Source organism: Curtobacterium sp. HSID17257, assembly GCF_003989515.1.
In the GTDB taxonomy this organism is placed as follows: domain Bacteria; phylum Actinomycetota; class Actinomycetes; order Actinomycetales; family Microbacteriaceae; genus Curtobacterium.
Genome location: NZ_RBLU01000063.1, coordinates 1 through 18,116 on the forward strand (window position 1 = coordinate 1; position 18,116 = coordinate 18,116).

General features: G+C 71.7%; 14 protein-coding genes and 2 pseudogenes. 9 read left to right on the forward strand and 7 right to left on the reverse strand.

All coding sequences use genetic code 11. The features are described from left to right. Positions 1–124: 124 nt before the first annotated feature. The 4 genes and pseudogenes from D8M35_RS10680 to ptsP all read right to left on the reverse strand — a co-directional run. A pseudogene (locus D8M35_RS10680) lies at positions 125–1,078 on the reverse strand (mannitol-1-phosphate 5-dehydrogenase); the annotation flags it as partial. Then, the gene (locus D8M35_RS10685) at positions 1,075–1,512 is read right to left on the reverse strand and encodes a PTS sugar transporter subunit IIA (protein WP_022907882.1); all 438 of its coding nucleotides are present in this window, start codon (positions 1,510–1,512) and stop codon (positions 1,075–1,077) included. The gene D8M35_RS10685 and the pseudogene D8M35_RS10680, both read right to left, overlap by 4 nt. Before the next feature lie 76 nt (positions 1,513–1,588). Beyond that, complete coding sequence (locus D8M35_RS10690; protein WP_126891843.1) at positions 1,589–3,145, reverse strand: PTS mannitol transporter subunit IICB; 1,557 nt, start codon at positions 3,143–3,145, stop codon at positions 1,589–1,591. A gap of 93 nt (positions 3,146–3,238) precedes the next feature. Beyond that, entirely contained in the window at positions 3,239–4,894 is a 1,656-nt protein-coding gene (gene ptsP / locus D8M35_RS10695; protein WP_126891844.1) for a phosphoenolpyruvate--protein phosphotransferase, read from the reverse strand. A 257-nt stretch (positions 4,895–5,151) separates the two neighbouring features. Between ptsP and D8M35_RS10700 the strand changes: the two genes are divergently transcribed. The 9 genes and pseudogenes from D8M35_RS10700 to D8M35_RS10740 all read left to right on the forward strand — a co-directional run bounded on the left by D8M35_RS10700 (position 5,152) and on the right by D8M35_RS10740 (position 14,568). Then, positions 5,152–5,922, forward strand: a complete 771-nt coding sequence (locus tag D8M35_RS10700) for a DeoR/GlpR family DNA-binding transcription regulator (protein WP_058728882.1) — start codon at positions 5,152–5,154, stop codon at positions 5,920–5,922. A 75-nt stretch (positions 5,923–5,997) separates the two neighbouring features. Beyond that, the gene (locus D8M35_RS10705; RefSeq protein ID WP_066655121.1) at positions 5,998–6,270 is read left to right on the forward strand and encodes an HPr family phosphocarrier protein; all 273 of its coding nucleotides are present in this window, start codon (positions 5,998–6,000) and stop codon (positions 6,268–6,270) included. Between the two features lie 206 nt (positions 6,271–6,476). Further along, entirely contained in the window at positions 6,477–7,319 is an 843-nt protein-coding gene (locus D8M35_RS10710; protein ID WP_126891845.1) for an exodeoxyribonuclease III, read from the forward strand. 35 nt (positions 7,320–7,354) lie between these two features. After that, positions 7,355–8,365 carry a tryptophan--tRNA ligase gene (gene trpS, locus D8M35_RS10715; RefSeq protein ID WP_126891846.1) on the forward strand — a complete coding sequence of 337 codons (1,011 nt, stop codon included), beginning with the start codon at positions 7,355–7,357 and terminating at the stop codon, positions 8,363–8,365. Positions 8,366–8,376: 11 nt separating this feature from the next. Continuing rightward, entirely contained in the window at positions 8,377–8,973 is a 597-nt protein-coding gene (locus D8M35_RS10720) for a GNAT family N-acetyltransferase (protein ID WP_161972642.1), read from the forward strand. A gap of 12 nt (positions 8,974–8,985) precedes the next feature. Beyond that, the gene (gene ribD / locus D8M35_RS10725) at positions 8,986–10,113 is read left to right on the forward strand and encodes a bifunctional diaminohydroxyphosphoribosylaminopyrimidine deaminase/5-amino-6-(5-phosphoribosylamino)uracil reductase RibD (RefSeq protein ID WP_126891854.1); all 1,128 of its coding nucleotides are present in this window, start codon (positions 8,986–8,988) and stop codon (positions 10,111–10,113) included. A gap of 35 nt (positions 10,114–10,148) precedes the next feature. Continuing rightward, positions 10,149–10,766: pseudogene (gene ribA / locus D8M35_RS10730) on the forward strand (GTP cyclohydrolase II); the annotation flags it as partial. Positions 10,767–10,999: 233 nt separating this feature from the next. Beyond that, a complete protein-coding gene (locus D8M35_RS10735) occupies positions 11,000–12,421 on the forward strand; it encodes an MFS transporter (protein WP_126891849.1) in 1,422 nt (473 codons plus the stop codon). Between the two features lie 281 nt (positions 12,422–12,702). Then, positions 12,703–14,568 carry an ABC transporter ATP-binding protein gene (locus tag D8M35_RS10740; RefSeq protein ID WP_126891850.1) on the forward strand — a complete coding sequence of 622 codons (1,866 nt, stop codon included), beginning with the start codon at positions 12,703–12,705 and terminating at the stop codon, positions 14,566–14,568. Between the two features lie 137 nt (positions 14,569–14,705). Here the strand turns inward: D8M35_RS10740 and D8M35_RS10745 are convergent, their stop codons facing one another. The 3 genes from D8M35_RS10745 to dacB all read right to left on the reverse strand — a co-directional run. Then, on the reverse strand, positions 14,706–16,202 hold the full coding sequence (locus tag D8M35_RS10745) for an NAD-dependent succinate-semialdehyde dehydrogenase (RefSeq protein WP_126891851.1): 1,497 nt from the start codon (positions 16,200–16,202) through the stop codon (positions 14,706–14,708). Next, positions 16,199–16,819, reverse strand: a complete 621-nt coding sequence (locus tag D8M35_RS10750) for an isochorismatase family protein (RefSeq protein ID WP_126891852.1) — start codon at positions 16,817–16,819, stop codon at positions 16,199–16,201. Before D8M35_RS10750 ends, D8M35_RS10745 begins: the two co-directional genes overlap by 4 nt. A 104-nt stretch (positions 16,820–16,923) precedes the next feature. Continuing rightward, positions 16,924–18,116 (reverse strand): D-alanyl-D-alanine carboxypeptidase/D-alanyl-D-alanine-endopeptidase (gene dacB / locus D8M35_RS10755; RefSeq protein ID WP_126891853.1); only part of this gene is annotated, 1,193 nt, incomplete at its 5' end.

An 18,116-nucleotide genomic window follows, 5' to 3' on the forward strand; every position in this document is an offset into this window, starting at 1 on the left:
GGTGCGGCCGGTGGCGAGGTCGATACGGACGAGCGGCATGGTGCCTCCTGATTCGGGAACTTTGTCCTTACATACTAACAAGCGCATGTCCAGAAGTCTCCCCATGACGGACGGGAGGCGCGGTGCCGTCCTCGGCGAGGGCGGCGGCGGGCGACACGAAGCGCTCGTCCCGCGACAGCTTGCGGAGCGGCTGTCGGCCGACGCGGGTGACCGTGTCGGGCAGGTGCGGGTTCTCGAAGCGACCGATGATCGCCTGCACGTAGGAGCGGTGCACCTCGGGGTCGAGCTCGTGACGACGCACCAGCAGGTCGCTGGTCTCGGCGAGCACCGACTCGAGTTCGGAGCGCACGGCCGGGATCGCGATGGCGTCCGAGATCTTGTCGGCGCCGGCGAGGAACCCGTGGTACGCGACGGTGGCGTGCCCCGTGTTCACCGTGAAGAGCTTGCGCTCGATCGAGGCAGCGAGCCCGTCGACGTAGTGCGCGCCGGGGATCTCCGGCTCGTTCCCGCCGAACGGGGTGCGGTCGATGGCCCACTCGTAGTAGGTCTCCACCGTCACGTCGAGGCCCGCGCCCTCGGGCTGGGCCGGGACGATCCGGTCGACCGCGGTGTTCGCGAACACCGCCTTCGCCAGGGCCTCGTCGCGCGACTCGGCCGGGAGCGCCTCGACGATGAACTCCCGAAGACGGTCGGTCGCGTTGATCGCGTTCTCGCACGCCATCACCGCGAGCGGCGCGGCGTCGGCGGCGCGCTGCTGGAGCGCCTTCGCGATGACCGGGGCGATGAACTTCAGGACGGTCGGTCCGACCGCACAGGTGACGACGTCGGCGGCGGCGACCTCTGCGATCACACCGGCCTCGTCCTGCGCGCTGTTCACGGCACGGAAGCCGGTGACCTCGTGGTCCTGCGCGCCCTGCCCGACCTCGTGCACGGTGTACGAGTCGGCGGCGGCGAGTGCGTCGATGAGCGGCGCGGCGACGTCGGCGAAGACGACCTCGTAGCCGGCTTCGTGGAGCAGGAGCCCCACGAAGCCGCGGCCGATGTTGCCGGCGCCGAAGTGGACGGCGGTCCCGGTCACTCGTTGACCTCGCCGAGGATCGACAGGATCGCGGCGGTGTCCGGCGCGTCGGTGAGCTTCTGGACCTCGTCCTCGTCGGAGAACACGATCGCGATCTTCGACAGGATGTCGAGGTGCTCGTTGTTCACACCGGCGATGCCGACGACGAAGCGCACGGGGTTGCCGTCCCAGTCGATCGGGGTGGCGTAGCGGATGAACGACAGCGCGGACGACTTGATGGCGTCCTTCGCATCGTTGGTGCCGTGCGGGATGGCGAGGAAGTTCCCCATGTAGGTCGAGACGCTCTTCTCGCGCTCGAGCATGGCCGGGTAGTAGTCCGCCGTGACCGCGCCTGCAGCCTCGAGGATCTCGGCCGCCTCCTTCATCGCCTCCGACTTGGTCGGGGCGGTGTCCTCGGTGTGGATGCGGATCTGGCTCTCCTGCAGGACGGGCATCGGGGGTTCTCCTTGCTGATCGAGGACGTGGTGGAGGGGGCGGACCGTGGTCCGCCCCCTCCGATACTGCACTTCGTTACTGGTTCTTGAGCTGGTCGACGACCTGGTCGTACTGCGGCGCGTTCATGAAGTTGCCGACCGACACGTGCTGCGCGTTCGGGTTCTTCTGCTTGGCGCGGTCCGTCAGCTCCTCCTGCGTGATGATCAGGTCCTCGGTGCCGTCGAGGTTCGCGATCGCCTTGTTGACGACCGTGACGCCCTCGATGCCCGCCTTCTTGACCTTGTTGCGCAGGACGCTGGCACCCATGGCGCTCGAGCCCATGCCAGCGTCGCAGGCGAACACGACGCTCTCGACGCGGGTCGCCGTCGCGGTGGACGCCGATCCGACACCACCGAGCGAGGCCTCGGCCTCCTCCTCGTTGGCCGGGGAGTTGTTGCCGAGCAGGCCCGAGGTCGCGGCGTTGACGTCGCGGCCCTTGTTGGCCTGGAGCTTCGCCATCGCGGCGCTCATGTCGCCGCCGCCGTTCGCCAGGTCACGCTTGCGGCTGGCGAGCAGGAAGAAGGACGCCACCGCGAACGAGACCGCTGCGGACAGGACGACCGACAGGATGACGCCGACGTAGCTGTCCTTCGCCGTGGCGGTGAGGACGGCGATGATCGACCCCGGCGAGGCCGGGGCGACGAGGCCGGACTGGAAGGCGACGTTGGTCGCGACCCCGGTCGCGCCACCGAGGATGACGGCGAGGAAGAGCACCGGCTTCTGCAGCACGTACGGGAAGTAGATCTCGTGGATGCCGCCGAAGAACTGGATGAGGATCGCGCCGGGAGCGGTCGAACGGGCGATGCCGACACCGAAGAAGGTGAAGGCGAGCAGGATGCCGAGACCGGGGCCGGGGTTCGCCTCGAGCAGGAACAGGATGCTCTTGCCGGACTCCTGGACCTGCTGCGCGCCGAGCTGGTCGAGCACGCCGTGGTTGATCGCGTTGTTGAGGAAGAAGACCTTGGCGGGCTCGATGATGACGCTCGCGAGCGGCAGGAGCGAGCTGTCGACGAGGAACTTCACCGCGGCTCCGAGGCCCTCGGCGATGAGCTTGAACAGCGGCGCCAGCCAGAAGAAGCCGACGAGCGCGAGCACGAAGCCGAGGATGCCGGCCGCGTAGTTGTTCACGAGCATCTCGAAGCCGGGCTTGATCTTGCCGTCCCAGATCTTGTCGATCTGCTTGATGAGCCAGGCGCCGAGCGGGCCGCAGATCATCGCGCCCAGGATCATGATCGTGCCGTTGGCGCCGATGATGACGCCCATCGCCATGATCGAGCCGACGACCGCGCCGCGGGTCTCGTAGATCATCCGGCCGCCCTGGAAGGCGATCGCGAGCGGGATGAGGTAGGTCAGGATCGGGCCGACGAGACCGATGTTGGCCACGCCGTCGGTCTCACCGAAGCCGCCGAGGACGCCCACGGGCGTCCAGCCGGTCTCGATGAAGAACGCGGTGATGAGGCCCCATGCGATGAAGATCGCGATGTTCGGCATCACCATGCCGGAGAGGAACGTGCCGAACTTCTGGACGGCGACGCGTGCGCCGCCCCGCGACTTCGCGGGTGCGTCGGGCGCTGCAACGGACGACGTTGTCATGTGCCTGGCTTTCTGTGATGGGTGCTGCTGCGGTGTGAAGGGGTACTGCGGTGGTGCGGGTACTGCGGTGCTGCGTGGGTGGAGCTGGTCGGGTCAGACGGCGTGCGCGGCAGCCGCGGCGGACCTGGCAGCCGCCGCGGTGCTCGCGGCGAGTGCCGCCGTCGCCATCTCGCGGGCCTGCTCGAGCGAGTGCTTGCCGAGTTCGGCGCGCACGTCGGCCAGGGCCGCGGGGGTCATGGACAGGGTGGTGGCGCCGAGGCCGACGAGCACGACGGCGAGCAGCGGGTCGGCTGCGGCCTCACCGCAGATGCCGACGGCCTTGCCCGCGTCGGCACCGGCCGCGCCGAGCTGTGCGACGAGGCGCAGCACGGCGGGGTGCCACGGGTCCTGGTAGGACGCGACGGTGCCGAGCATGCGGTCGGCGGCCATCGTGTACTGCGTCAGGTCGTTCGTGCCGATCGACACGAAGTCGGCGTTCGCGAAGACCTGCTCGGCCATGAGCGCGAGCGAGGGCACCTCGGCCATGACGCCGGCGGTGCGGATACCGAGCTCGCGTGCCAGGTCGACGAAGTACTCGGTCTCCTCGGCGTCGGCGACCATCGGGGCCATCACCCAGAGGTCGGCCTCGGTCGCGGCGTCGGCCTGTGCGAGGGCGGTGAGCTGGTCGCGGAGGACCTCCTCGTGGTTCCGCAGCGCACGCAGACCACGGCGGCCGAGCGCCGGGTTCTCCTCGTCCTTGTCGGTGAGGAACGGCAGGGGCTTGTCGGCGCCGGCGTCGAGCGCGCGGACGACGACCTTCTTGCCGGGGAACGCCTCGAGCAGCTGGCGGTACGACTCGGTCTGCTGCTCCACGGTCGGCGCCTTCGGCGAGTCGAGGAAGAGGAACTCGGTGCGGAAGAGCCCCACGCCCTCCGCACCGAGAGCAACGGCGCCCGCGGCGTCGGCGGGGCTGCCGAGGTTCGCGAGCAGCGGGACGGTGTGGCCGTCGGCGAGCGCACCGGCGGTGAGCGGTGCGGCGGCGGCGGCGAGGCGGTCCGCGATGCGCTGGTCGACCTCGGCCACGAGCTCCGCCGACGGGTCGGTGACGACGGTGCCGGCCGCGGCGTCGACGACGACGTGGGTGCCGTCGACCAGGTCGTCGGCGCCGGTGACGCCGACGATCGCGGTGATGCCCTTGGCGCGGGCGAGGATCGCGGTGTGCGAGGTCGGACCGCCGTCACGGGTGACGAGGGCGAGCACCTTGTCGAGGTCGAGGAGCGCGGTGTCGGCGGGCGCGAGGTCACGGGCGACGAGCACGAAGGGGGTGTCGGACTCGGGGACGCCCGGTGCGGAGACGCCGCGGAGCTTCGCGATGATGCGCTGCGCCACGTCGTCGAGGTCGGCTGCGCGCTCCCCCATGTAGCCACCCATGCCGACGAGCAGGTCGCGGAACTGGCCGAACGCCTCGAACACCGCGCGCTCGGCGTTGGTGCCGCCGTCGATCCGGGCGTGCACGTCGTCGAGGAGCGTCGGGTCCTGCGCCATGAGCGCCTGCGCCTCGAGCACGGCCTGGGCGTCGCCGCCGGCGAGCTGTCCGCGCTTGTTGAGGTCCTCGGCCACGGCGGCGAGCGCCTCGGCGACGGCGTGCTTCGCGTCGTCCGCGGTGCCGGCCAGCGCGTCCTTCGAGGGTTCGCCGAGCGGGTCCGCCATGCGGAGCACGGGGCCGTGGGCGACGCCGCGGCCGACGCCGGTGCCGAGCAGTTCGGACATTCGAGACTCCTTCATCTCCACGCGCTCACGGTGGGGGTGGTTCGTTCGGTGCGCAGCGACACGAACGGACCACGCCCGTGCGGCTTGGCAGCACACTACCCCGATCCGCGTTGACAAACAAACACATCCGGGGATAAAAATGCAGAAACAGATGCCCGTTTGCGTCTGGCGGACGAAGCAATCCGGAAGGATCCGGCGCTGATCTGCCCGAGCATGCCCGTTCTGTTCCGAGCAGGCCGACCGAGACGACGAGGTCCATGTACGCACCAGAGCGCCACCAGCGCATCGTCGAGCGCGCCCGGTCGCAGGGACGGGTCGACGTGAAGGACCTCGCCGAGCTGCTCGAGGTCACCCCGGAGACCATCCGCCGCGACCTGACGAGCCTCGAGCGCCGCGGTCTGGTCCGGCGGGCGCACGGCGGGGCGATCCCCGTCGAGCGCATCACGCTGCACCCGGGCGTCGGCGACCGCGGCGGGATCAACCAGGCGGAGAAGATGGTGATCGCCGAGGCCGCCCTCGCCGAGCTCCCGGAGAACGGCTCGGTGATGATCGACGCCGGCACCTCGACGATCTGCCTGGCCGAGATGCTCCCCACCGACCGCGGCCTCACCGTGGTCACGCACTCGCTGCCCGTCGCCATGGCGGTCGCGAACCGGTCGGGCATCGACCTGCACCTGCTCGGCGGCAACATCCGCAGCGACTCGCTCGCCGGCGTCGGCACGTGGACGCACCAGCTCATCGGCATGGTCAGCGTCGACGTCGCCTTCATCAGCATCAACGGCATCACGCCCGAGCGCGGGCTGACGACCCACAACATGGCCGAGGCCGCCGTGAAGAGCGCGATGATCAAGTCCGCCCGCCGGAGCATCCTGCTCGCCGACCACACGAAGTTCGGCCGCGAGGAGTTCGGCCGCGTCGCCCCCCTCGCCGCGATCGACACGATCATCACCGACCCCGGCGTGAACGCCGACCTCGTGCGCGAGGTCGAGGCCGCCGGCACCGAGGTCCTCTGGCCCGGTCGCGACTGACCGGCGCCGGTCCCCGGGACCGCCCACCACGTGCTCGCTAGCATGAGCGCACCACCCGTCGACAGGAGTCCATCGATGTCCGAAGCCACCCGCACCGTCACCGTCGCCAGCGCGTCCGGCCTGCACGCCCGCCCCGCCTCCCTCTTCGTCCAGACCGTCACCGCGTCCGGTCACCAGGTGACGATCGCCAAGGGCGACAAGTCCGGCAACGCGGGCAGCATCCTCGCGCTCCTCGGCCTGGGCATCGAGAACGGCGACGAGGTCACCCTCACGGTGACCGGTGACGACGCCGAGACGACGGCCGACAGCCTGGTCGAGTTCCTGCAGACGGACCACGACGCGGCCTGAGCAGGTCGGTCGCGCACGCGACAACACGACGGACGGGAGGCCCGTGGCTGCGCAGCCACGGGCCTCCCGTCCGTCCGTGCGCGCGGTCACGGCCGTCGTGGAGCAGAAGACGTCGCGTCGCCGGTCCGCACTCGACAGTTGCTGCTCCACCGACGCAGGAACGGCGGCGCGCGGGGCCGTCGGCGCGCCTCGGTAGGGTGGTCGGCATGACACGCCTGCGCCTCGCATCCGTCAACGTGAACGGCGTCCGCGCCGCCTTCCGCAAGGGCATGGGCGACTGGCTCGACACGCGCGACGTCGACGTGCTGGCCCTGCAGGAGGTCCGCGCCTCGAGCGACGACCTCGCCGGGCTGCTCGGCGACGAGTGGGACATCGTGCACGACCCGGCCACGGCGAAGGGCCGCGCGGGGGTCGCCATCGCCTCGCGGCACCGCGCGCACATCCACCGCGTCGAGCTCGGCCCGTCGGACTTCGACTCCGCCGGCCGCTGGATCGAGGCCGACTACGAGCTCGACGGCACCACGGTCACGGTCGTCTCCTGCTACGTGCACTCGGGCGAGGTCGACACCCCCAAGCAGGACGAGAAGTGGAAGTTCCTCGACGCGATGACCGAGCGACTGCCCGCCCTGCGCGCGCACAACCCGCTCGCGGTCGTCGTCGGCGACCTCAACGTCGGGCACGACCAGCGCGACATCAAGAACTGGAAGGGCAACGTCAAGCGCGCCGGCTTCCTGCCCCGCGAGCGCGCCTACTTCTCGCGGTTCTTCGGGGCCGAGGGCGAGCAGGTCGAGGGTGCCGACGGGTCCACGGGGCCGGGCCTCGGCTGGGTCGACGTCGGGCGCGAGCAGGCCGGCGACGTCGACGGGCCCTACACGTGGTGGTCGTGGCGCGGACAGGCCTTCGACAACGACTCGGGCTGGCGCATCGACTACCAGGTGGCCACCCCCGACCTCGCGGCGAAGGTCACGAGCTACACGGTCGACCGTGCTGCGGCCTACGACCAGCGGTGGTCCGACCACGCTCCTGTGGTCGTCGACTACGAACTCTGACCTCCTCCCACTCCACGCAGTACAGGAACACCTCCATGACGAAGACGCGCATCTTCTCGGGCATCCAGCCGTCGGCCGGGTCCCTCCACCTCGGCAACTACGTCGGGGCGCTCATGCAGTGGCGCGACCTGCAGGACGACCACGACGCCATCTACTGCGTGGTCGACCTGCACGCGATCACCTCCCCGCAGGACCCGGCCGAGCTCCGCGCGAGCACCCGGGCGACCGCGGCGCAGTACATCGCCTCCGGCATCGACCCGACGAAGTCGACCCTCTTCGTGCAGTCGCACGTGCCGGCGCACGCCGAGCTCGCGTGGGTCCTCAACACGCTGACGGGCTTCGGCGAGGCGAGTCGGATGACCCAGTTCAAGGACAAGTCGGCGCGGCAGGGCACCGAGGCCGCGTCGGTCGGGCTCTTCACGTACCCGATCCTGATGGCCGCGGACATCCTGCTCTACGACACCGCCGTGGTGCCGGTCGGCGACGACCAGCGGCAGCACGTCGAGCTCACCCGCGACCTCGCGACCCGCTTCAACTCGCGCTTCGGCGACACCTTCGTGGTGCCGAAGGCGCAGATCGGCACCGAGACCGCGCGGATCTACGACCTGCAGGACCCGACCAGCAAGATGAGCAAGTCCGCCGCGTCGGACAACGGGCTGATCCGCCTGCTCGACGAGCCGAAGCGCACGGCGAAGAAGATCCGGTCGGCGGTCACCGACACCGAGCGCGAGATCCGGGCGGACCGCCAGGAGAAGCCCGGTGTGACGAACCTGCTCGCGATCCTGTCGGCGTTCACGCGGACCCCGGTGGCGTCGCTCGAGGAGCAATTCGTCGGCAAGGGGTACGGCGACCTCAAGGGCGCCGTGGCCGACGCAGTCGTCGCCGAGCTCGAGCCGGTGCGCGCCCGCACGCTCGAACTGCTCGACGACCCGGCCGAGCTCGACCGCCTGCTCGCGGTCGGTGCCGAGCGCGCCGAGTCCCTCGCGCAGGCGACCCTCGCCCGGGTGTACGACCACATCGGCTTCGTGCCCCGCTCGCGCGGCTGACGATGCTCCCCGTGACACTGTCGTCGGACCGGGTCCACCTGACGGTGCCGACACGGTCCGACACGGCGGCCATCACGCAGGGCTGCCAGGACCCGGCAGTCGTGCGCTGGACCACGGTCCCGACGCCGTACACCGCCCGCGACGCCCAGACCTTCGTCGACGCCCTGGTCGGTCCGGGATGGGCGTCCGACCGCGAGTACACGTGGGGCATCCGGCGACCGGGGTCGACGTGGCTCGAGGGCGTGGTGTCGTTCCGCACCGAACACCGCGACCTCGGCTTCTGGCTCGCACCGACGGCCCGGGGCGAGGGGCTGATGCACGCGGCCGTCGAACTCGTCGTCGAGTGGGCGTTCTCCCAGGGGGCGCCCGACGTGTACTGGGAGTGCTACGAGGGCAACGTCGGCTCCGCCTCGGTGGCCCGTGCGACCGGCTTCTCGTTCACGGGCACCGGGACCGCCCGGATCCCCGACCGCGACGGCGGGCCCACGACCGCCTGGACCGGTCTCCGTCGCGCCGACGGCGTCCCGGCGTCCGACCTGCCCTGGCCGGCGGCGTCGTTCGCTGACAGGGGACAGCAGGGTGACACGTCACCGACGCCTCGTCGGTAGTGTCGGAGCGTGATGTCGCCGTCCGACCCGCGCGCCCGCCCCGAGGAACTCCGGGCGATGCGTCGTGCGCTCGAACTCGCCGCGCGCGGACCCGTCGTCGGTGACCACGCGCGGGTCGGTGCCGTGCTGCTCTCCCCCGCCGGGGACGTCCTCGCCGAGGGCTGGCACAAGGGCGCCGGGACCCCGCACGCGGAGGTCGACGCGATGGCGAAGGTGCCCGCCGAACAGCTGCGGGGCGCCACGGCCGTCGTCACCCTCGAGCCGTGCAACCACGTCGGCCGTACCGGCCCCTGCGCACTCGCGCTGATCGAGGCCGGCGTCGGCCGGGTCGTCCACGCGGTCGACGACCCGGGCGAGCAGGCGGGCGGCGGTGCCGAACGCCTCCGTGCGGCCGGTGTCGACGTCGTCAGCGGCGTCCTGGAGGACGAGGCCGAGGCGTTCCTCGAGCGCTGGCTCCTGTCCGTCCGCACCGGGCGCCCGTGGGTGACCGTCAAGTGGGCCGCCAGCCTGGACGGTCGCGCCGCCGCTGCGGACGGCACGAGCAAGTGGATCACCGGCGCCGCCGCGCGACAGCACGTGCACGAGCAGCGGGCCGCACACGACGCGATCCTGGTCGGCACCGGCACCGTGCTCGCCGACGACCCGAGCCTCACCGCGCGCGGCGACGCCGGCGAACTGCTCGCCGACCAGCCGCTCCCCGTCGTCGTCGGCGACCGACCGGTACCCGACGACGCCGCCGTCCGACGCCACCCCCGAGGCCTGGTGGCCCTGCCGGGACACGACCTGGCAGCCTCGCTGCGCACCCTGCGCGACCACGGGGTGCACAGCGTCCTCGTCGAGGGCGGCCCCACCGTCGCCTCCGCACTGATCGCCGCCGGCCTCGTCGACGAGCTGCTCGTGTACCTCGCGCCCGTGCTGCTCGGTGGCCCGCGCGTCGCGATCGGGGACGTCGGCGTGGGAAGCATCGGCGACCGCCACCCGTTGGACATCACATCGACCACCAGCCTGGGACCCGACCTCCTGGTCCGCGCTCGACCCCACCGCGCCCGGACCGGCACCGCCCGGCCCGGCGACGCGACGTCGACGGCCGCCACGACCGGGACCCCCGACCAGGCACAGAACGACCGGAGCTCCCCATGACCGACGCCCTCACCTCCCCCACCCCGGGCAGCCCGGTGCAGTTCGAGGTCGCGACCACCGTCCCGACCACCCACGGCACGTTCGAGATGCGCGCCTACCGCGACCTCGTCACGAGCGCCGAGCACGTCGCGATCATCGCCGCACTGCCGGACGGATCAGCTCCCGGCGACGACGCCCTCGTGCGCGTGCACTCGGAGTGCCTGACCGGCGAGGCGTTCGGGTCGTTGAAGTGCGAGTGCGGTCCGCAGCTCGACGCCGCGCTCGACACCATCGCCACCGAGGGCGGTGTCGTCGTCTACCTCCGCGGGCAGGAAGGACGCGGCATCGGCCTGATCAACAAGCTCAAGGCCTACCGCCTGCAGGAGGACGGCCTCGACACGCTCGACGCGAACCTCGCGCTCGGGCTGCCGGCGGACTCGCGCGAGTACGGCGGAGCCGCCGGCATCCTCGCCGACCTCGGCATCTCGCGCGTGCGCCTGCTGTCGAACAACCCCGAGAAGCGGCGGCAGCTCGAGGAGCACGGCATCGAGGTCTCCTCGCTCGTCCCGCTCGTCGTGGGCGTCGTCGCGCAGAACGCCGGGTACCTCGACACCAAGCGGGACCGGATGGGGCACCAGCTGCCCGCGCACCTCGAGGCCGGCGCGGCCAACTGACCAACCCGGCCAGCTGACCGACGCTCCGCGACGCGCGGACGCGGCCACGGTCCTCCCGGCCGATTTCCAGCTGCGCGACGGGTGTCGTAAGGTGAGGGTCCCGTCACGAGCGGTCCCACCACCCACCGAACGCACCCGGTCCGAGCACGCGCCACCAAGCGCGACCGACCGGTGTCCGCAGCTTCGGCACACCGCCGCGCTCCCCCTGAGCGCTCCCCTCGGAGTCCCCGTACATGACCGCCGCCCCGGCACCCGCCGCCACGACCGACACGAAGCCCACCGGCAACCCGCGCTCCCGCGTGATCATCGCCAGCCTCGTCGGGACCTCGATCGAGTTCTACGACTTCTACGTCTACGCGACCGCTGCCGTCCTCGTCTTCCCGACCCTGTTCTTCCCGAACGAGGACCCGACGGCCTCGCAGCTGTCGTCCTTCGTCACGTTCGCCCTGGCGTTCTTCGCCCGTCCCGTGGGGTCGATCGTCTTCGGCCACTTCGGCGACCGCGTCGGCCGCAAGGCCACCCTCGTCGCCTCGCTGCTCGTGATGGGGACGGCGACGTTCCTGATCGGGTGCCTGCCGACCTTCGCGTCGATCGGCATCTGGGCGCCGGTCCTGCTCGCCGTGATGCGCTTCGCCCAGGGCGTCGGCCTCGGTGGCGAGTGGTCCGGCGCGGCGCTGCTCGCGACCGAGAACGCCCCGAAGGGCAAGCGTGGCGTGTTCGGGTCGATGCCGCAGCTCGGCGCCCCGATCGGCTTCCTGCTCGCGAACGGCCTGTTCATCGCGATCAACGCCGCGATGCCCGCCGGTGCGGACGGCACCCCGAACGCCGACTTCCAGGCGTGGGGCTGGCGCATCCCGTTCCTGCTCTCGGCCGTGCTCGTGATCGTCGGCCTGTACGTCCGGTTCAAGCTCGTCGAGTCGACGGTGTTCCGCGGCGTGCAGGAGTCCGGCTCGGTCGCCAAGGTGCCGCTCGGTCGCGTGTTCCGCACCTCGTGGAAGGCCCTGATCATCGGGACCTTCGGCATGGTCGCCACCTACGTGCTCTTCTACTTCATGACGACGTTCACGCTGTCCTACGGCACCACCGCGGCCGAGGCCGGTCCGCTCGTGCCGAAGGTCGGCCTGGGCTACAGCCGCGGCGAGTTCCTCACCCTGCTCATGATCGGTGTGGTGTTCTTCGGCATCTTCACGCCGATCGCCGGGTGGCTCGCCGACAAGTACGGCCGTCGTCGCACGCTCATCCCCACCACGATCGGGATCGCCCTGTTCGGCCTGACGTTCCAGGTCTGGTTCGCGGCGTCGACCGGACCGATCACCGTCGTGACCTTCCTGATCGTGGGGCTGTCGCTGATGGGCCTGACGTTCGGGCCGATGGGCGCGCTGCTGCCCGAGCTCTTCCCGACCAACGTCCGCTACACCGGGTCCGCGATCGCGTACAACGTGGCGTCGATCCTCGGGGCGTCGCTCGCGCCGACGATCGCCCTGGCGCTGTGGCAGCCGGACGGCACGATCGTGTGGGTCGGGCTCTACCTGACGCTCGCCGCCGTCGTGACCGTGGTCGCGCTGTTCTTCGTCCGCGAGACGAAGGGTGCCGGGCTCGACGAGGCCGACGCGGCCGGCTCGCCGGACGCGGCCCCGGCAGACCTGCGGGCATGACCGGCGGGTCCTGACGCGACCACCCGACGGACGGGAGGCGCGGTGCCGGTCCGGCGCCGCGCCTCCCGTCCGTCGTGTGCGGGGCGGTGTGGGCGCGCTCGCGTGTGTCGGCGCGTCGTGCCGCTGCGGAACGACATGCCCGCTGTCGCACGACGACGCGGGTGTCGTACGACAGCGGGCCGCACCACGCACCGCTCCCACGCACCCCGCTCCCACGGGACGGTGCGAAGATGGACGACGGCCGCCAGCACACCCCGCACGGGCGGCAGGAACCAGGAACGATGAGCCTCTTCTCCGCACGCCGCAAGCCGTCCGAGGGACCCCGCGCGAGCTTCGGTCGCCTGCTGACCTACCTGTTCGAGAACAAGCCCGCGATGGCCGTGATCATCGTGCTGAGCGTCCTCGGAGCCGGCGCCTCGCTCGCGCAGCCGCTGCTCGTGAACCAGGTCGTCACCGCCGTGCAGCGCGGCCAGACGCTCTCGATCCTGGTGTGGGCGCTCGTCGCCCTCGTGCTCGTGTCCGGTGTGCTCAACGGCGTGCAGCACTTCCTGCTCCAGCGCGCCGGCGAGGGCGTGGTGCTCTCCACCCGCCGCAAGCTCATCGCCCGCATCCTGAACCTGCCGATCTCGGAGTTCGACACCCGCCGCACCGGCGACCTGGTGTCCCGCGTCGGCAGCGACACCACGCTGCTGCGCGCGGTGCTCACGCAGGGGTTGATCGAGTCGATCGGCGGCGCGCTCACCTTCGTCGGCGCGATCGTCGCGATGGCCGTCATCGACCCCCTGCTGCTCGGCATCACCGTCGTCATCGTGCTCGTCGCGATCGTCGTCGTCGGTGGGCTCAGCCGACGCATCCGCATCGCGTCGAAGCGTGCGCAGGAGAAGGTCGGCGACCTGACCGCCGCGGTCGAGCGGGGCATCGGCGCCGTCCGGACCATCCGTGCCGCCGGGGCCACCGACCGCGAGGTCGCCGAGGTCGACGGCCACGCGACCGAGGCCTACCGCCGCGGCCTCGACATCGCGAAGATGTCCGCGTTCGTCGTCCCCGTCGCGAGCATCGTGATGCAGGTCGCGTTCATCGCCGTGCTCGGCGTCGGCGGGGCGCAGGTCGCCGCCGGGCAGATCACCATCGCCACGCTCATCACCTTCATCCTGCTGCTCTTCATGATGGTCATGCCGCTCGGTCAGGCCCTCGGCGCGGCCGTCGCCGTCGCCCAGGCGCTCGGTGCCCTCGGCCGGATCGAGGAGATCCTGCACCTGCCGACCGAGGACCAGGACGACGCGGCCGTCCGGGTCGCCGCGGCGACCGAGAGCGACGACGCGATCGCCTTCGAGCACGTCACGTTCCGCTACGCGCGGGCCGCGGATGCGTCCGGCGCGGACGGTGCGGCGGGTGCGCCGGCTCCGTCTGCTCCGTCTGCTCGGTCTGGAGGCGCGGCGGACGCCGACGACACTGGCCCGGCCGACGACGTGGTGCTGGACGACGTGTCGTTCCGTGTGCCCCGCGGCTCGCGTGTCGCACTGGTCGGCCCCTCCGGCGCCGGCAAGTCCACGACCCTCGCGCTCATCGAGCGCTTCTACGACCCGACCTCGGGCGTGATCCGGCTCGGCGGCGTCGACGTCCGCGGGCTCGACCGCGCCGAGCTCCGTGCGCAGATCGGGTACGTCGAGCAGGACGCTCCCGTGCTGGCCGGCACCATCCGGGCGAACCTGCTGCTCGGCTCCCCCGACGCGTCCGAGGCCGAGTGCGTCCGCGTGCTCGAGGCCGTGAACCTGGGCGACGTGCTGCACCGTGACCCGCGCGGGCTCGACGCCCAGGTCGGCGAGGACGGCGTCATGCTCTCCGGTGGTGAACGGCAGCGGCTGGCGATCGCCCGGGCACTGCTCGCCGCTCCCCCGATCCTGCTGCTCGACGAGTCGACCTCGTCGCTCGACGGGGTGAACGAGCAGAAGATGCGCCTGGCGATCGACGCCGTCGCGGCGGACCGCACGCTGCTCGTCATCGCGCACCGGCTGTCCACGGTCGTCGACTCGGACGTCATCGTCGTGCTCGAGCACGGTCGGGTCGTCGGCACGGGCACGCACTCCGAGCTCGTGCAGTCCACCCCGCTCTACCGCGACCTGGCGAAGCACCAGCTGCTGGTCTGACGTCGATCCCGCGCACGTCCGTCGCCTCGATCCCGCGCACGTCCGTCGCGTCGATCCCGCAGAACGCAACGTCGGCGGTTCCTCGCAGGGCTGTACCGCACCGAGGAACCGCCGACGTTGCGTCGTGCGGAGGGGGGTCAGGCGGCGAAGGGGTCCGGGGTCAGGACGTAGACCGACTCCAGGTACTCCTCGAGGCCCTCGTGCGAGCCCTCGCGACCGAGCCCCGAGGACTTCACCCCGCCGAAGGGGAACGCCGCGTTCGACACGACGCCCGTGTTCAGGCCGAGCATGCCGGTCTCCAGGCGCTCGGCGAGCCGCTGCCCCCGGCGGAAGTCCGTCGTGAACGCGTACGCGACCAGCCCGTACTCGGTGTCGTTCGCGAGGCGGATGCCCTCCTCCTCGGTCGTGAAGCGCGTGATCGACACGACCGGGCCGAAGATCTCGGTGGTGAGGATGTCCGACCCCGGCCGGACCTCGTCGAGCACCGTGGGCGCGTAGAAGGTGCCCGGGCGGTCGATCCGTTCCCCACCGGTCACGAGTCGCGCACCCCGCTGCACGGCGTCGTCGACGAGTCCGGCGGCCTTGTCCACGGCACGGTCGTCGATGAGCGGGCCGATGGTGGTGCCGTCCTCGGTGCCGCGGCCGATCCGCAGTTCCTCGACCTTCGCGGTGAGGGCCGCGGTGAAGGCCTCTGCGATGCCCTCCTGCACGAAGAAGCGGTTCGCGGCGGTGCAGGCCTCACCGACGTTGCGGAACTTGGCCTGCATCGCCGCGGCGACGGCCTCGTCGAGGTCGGCGTCGTCGAAGACGAGGAGCGGTGCGTTGCCGCCGAGCTCCATGCTCGTCTTGAGCACGTTGTCGGCCGCCTGCTTGAGCAGCGCCGACCCGACCGGGGTCGAGCCCGTGAAGGTGAGCTTGCGCAGGCGGCGGTCGGCGATAATCGGCTCGGACAGCGCCTTCGCGTCACGGGAGGGCACCACGTTGAGCACCCCGTCGGGCAGGCCGGCGCGGCGGAACAGCTCGACCAGGAACAGCGTCGTCAGCGGGGTCAGGTCGGCGGGCTTCAGCACGACCGTGCAGCCCGCGGCGAGCGCCGGACCGATCTTGCGGGTCGCCATCGCGAGCGGGAAGTTCCAGGGCGTGATCGCGTAGACCGGGCCGACCGGGCGCCGGAGCACGATGCCGCGACCGGTGCCCTCCGGGTTCGTGCGGTAGTCACCCGAGATGCGGACGGCCTCCTCCGAGAACCACCGCAGGAACTCGCCGCCGTAGGCGACCTCGCCGCGGGACTCCGCGAGCGGCTTGCCCATCTCGAGCGTCATCAGGGCCGCGAGGTCGTCCTCGTGCTCGTGCACCAGGTCGAACGCCCGGCGCAGGACGTCCGAGCGCGTGCGCGGTGCCGTCGCCGCCCACCCCTCCTGCGCTGCCACGGCGGCGTCGAGCGCGGCGATGCCGTCCTCGGGTGTGGCGTCGGCGACCTCGGCGAGGACCTCGCCCGTGCTCGGGTCGCGGACGGGGAAGGTCGCGCCACCGCTCGCGGGACGCCATGCGCCACCGATGAACAGCCCGGTGGGGACGTCGGCGACGGAGACGTGCTCGTCGCCGACGGTGGTGGTCGTGGGGGTGGTGGTCACAGTACTGCTCCTCCGGGGTTCGCGAGCCCCTCGTCCATGTCGCTGTGGTCGACGTGCCCGCCGACCGCGCTGATCTCGTCCAGGGCGTGTGCGCTGCGCTCCGCGTCCACACCGGCCACGAGGTCGTCGTAGACGGCGACGTCGTACCCGGCGGCCCGCGCGTCGAGCGCCGTGGCGCGCACGCAGTGGTCGGTGGCGATCCCGACGATGTCGACCGTCGTCACCCGACGCTCCGCGAGCAGGTCCGGCAGCGCGGTGCCGTCGTCGGTGCTCGCCTGGAAGGCCGAGTAGTCCGGACGCCCCCGACCCTTGAACACGTGCACGTCGATCACGCTCGCGTCGAGGTCCGGGTGGTACTCCGCGCCCGGGGTACCGGCGACGCAGTGCACCGGCCACGTGTCGACGAAGTCCGGCCCCTCGGGACCGGCGAAGTGCCCGCCGTTGTCGTCGTCGCCGTGGTGCCAGTCACGCGATCCGACGATGAGGTCGTACTCGTCCCCGTGGCGGCCGGTGAAGGCGCTGATCCGCTTCGCGAGGGCTGCGCCACCGGTCACACCGAGCGCACCGCCCTCCGTGAAGTCGTTCTGGACGTCGACGACGAGCAGTGCCCTGGCCATGCGTCCATCCTGCACCTCGCGCCTCCGGACGCGGTGAGGCGCGACCCGCGCTCCGGGCGGCGCGCGCACGGCACGGCGGGGCCGGTGTCAGGACACCGCGCGCATCACGACGAGGTCAGGTTCCCGCCGCACCGGAACGTCGCCGCGGTCACCGCGTCGAGCGCCGGCAGCGCGGCGGCACGCGAGGACCCGATGGCGTAGAACGCGAAGGTCAGGCGTCGGCCGTCCGCCGCGTCGATGTACCCGCCGAGCGTGTTCGCGCTGTCGATCCACCCGGTCTTCGCGTGCACCTTGCCGCGCGCCACCGCGTTGTCGCCGGTGAACCGGCTCGCCAGGGTTCCGGACACCCCGGCGACCGGCAGCGACTCGGACAGGACGCCGAGGCCCTTCTCGCCCGCGGCGACCGCGACCATCAGGTGGGCGACGAACGACGGCGACACCGCGTTCGCCGCGCTCTCCCCCGAGCCGTCCTTGATCGTGATGCCCGTGGGGTCCACGCCGTACCCGGCGAGGGCCTTCTGGTAGACACCGGTCAGCGAGGCCGCCGAGCCGCCTGCACCGGACTCCTTCGACGAGACGCGGGCGAGCATCTCGGCCAGGGTGTTGTCGGAGTTCGGGATCATCTGCCCGATGAGCGTCGAGACCGGCTGCGAGGAGACCGATGCGATCTGGTCCGTGCTCGTGGTGGCACGCTGCACCACCTGCGCGCTCCCGGCTCCGACGACGCCCGCGTTCGCGAGTGCCGTGCGGAAGGCTGCCCCGGCGCGCCCGACCGGGTCGGTGGAACGGGGCGACGTCGCTGCCGCCGGGTTCGCCCGGTCGCCGTCGACCATGAGCGCGGTGACCCGCGGCTGGTACCCGATCGTCCGCTCGCTCTCCGGCCAGGTCGGGTCCCACGCATCGGCGTCGTCCCAGTAGCTGTCGTCGGCGACGACGGTCGTCACCGGGGCATCACCGAGCGCCGCCTTCACCTGCTGTGCGAGCTGCGCGAGGGTCGGCGCCCCCGGGTACACCGTGCCGTTGCCGGCCGAGAGCGTCGCGTCGCCGTGCCCGACGAGCGCGACGGTGCCGTCACCCTCCCGCGTCACGGTGGTGGGGATCCGGTGGTCGCCGCCGAGGACCGCGAGGGCCGTGGCGCTCGTCAGCGTCTTCATCACGCTGCCGGTCTGCGCGGCCTCTTCCCCGTTCCGCGAGAACAGCGTCTCACCCGACGCCGCGTCCATGACGAAGCCCTCGAACGAGCCGAGTCCGGCGGCCGAGGCCGCGGCGTCGATGGTGCAGGTGCGCAGGGCCGTCG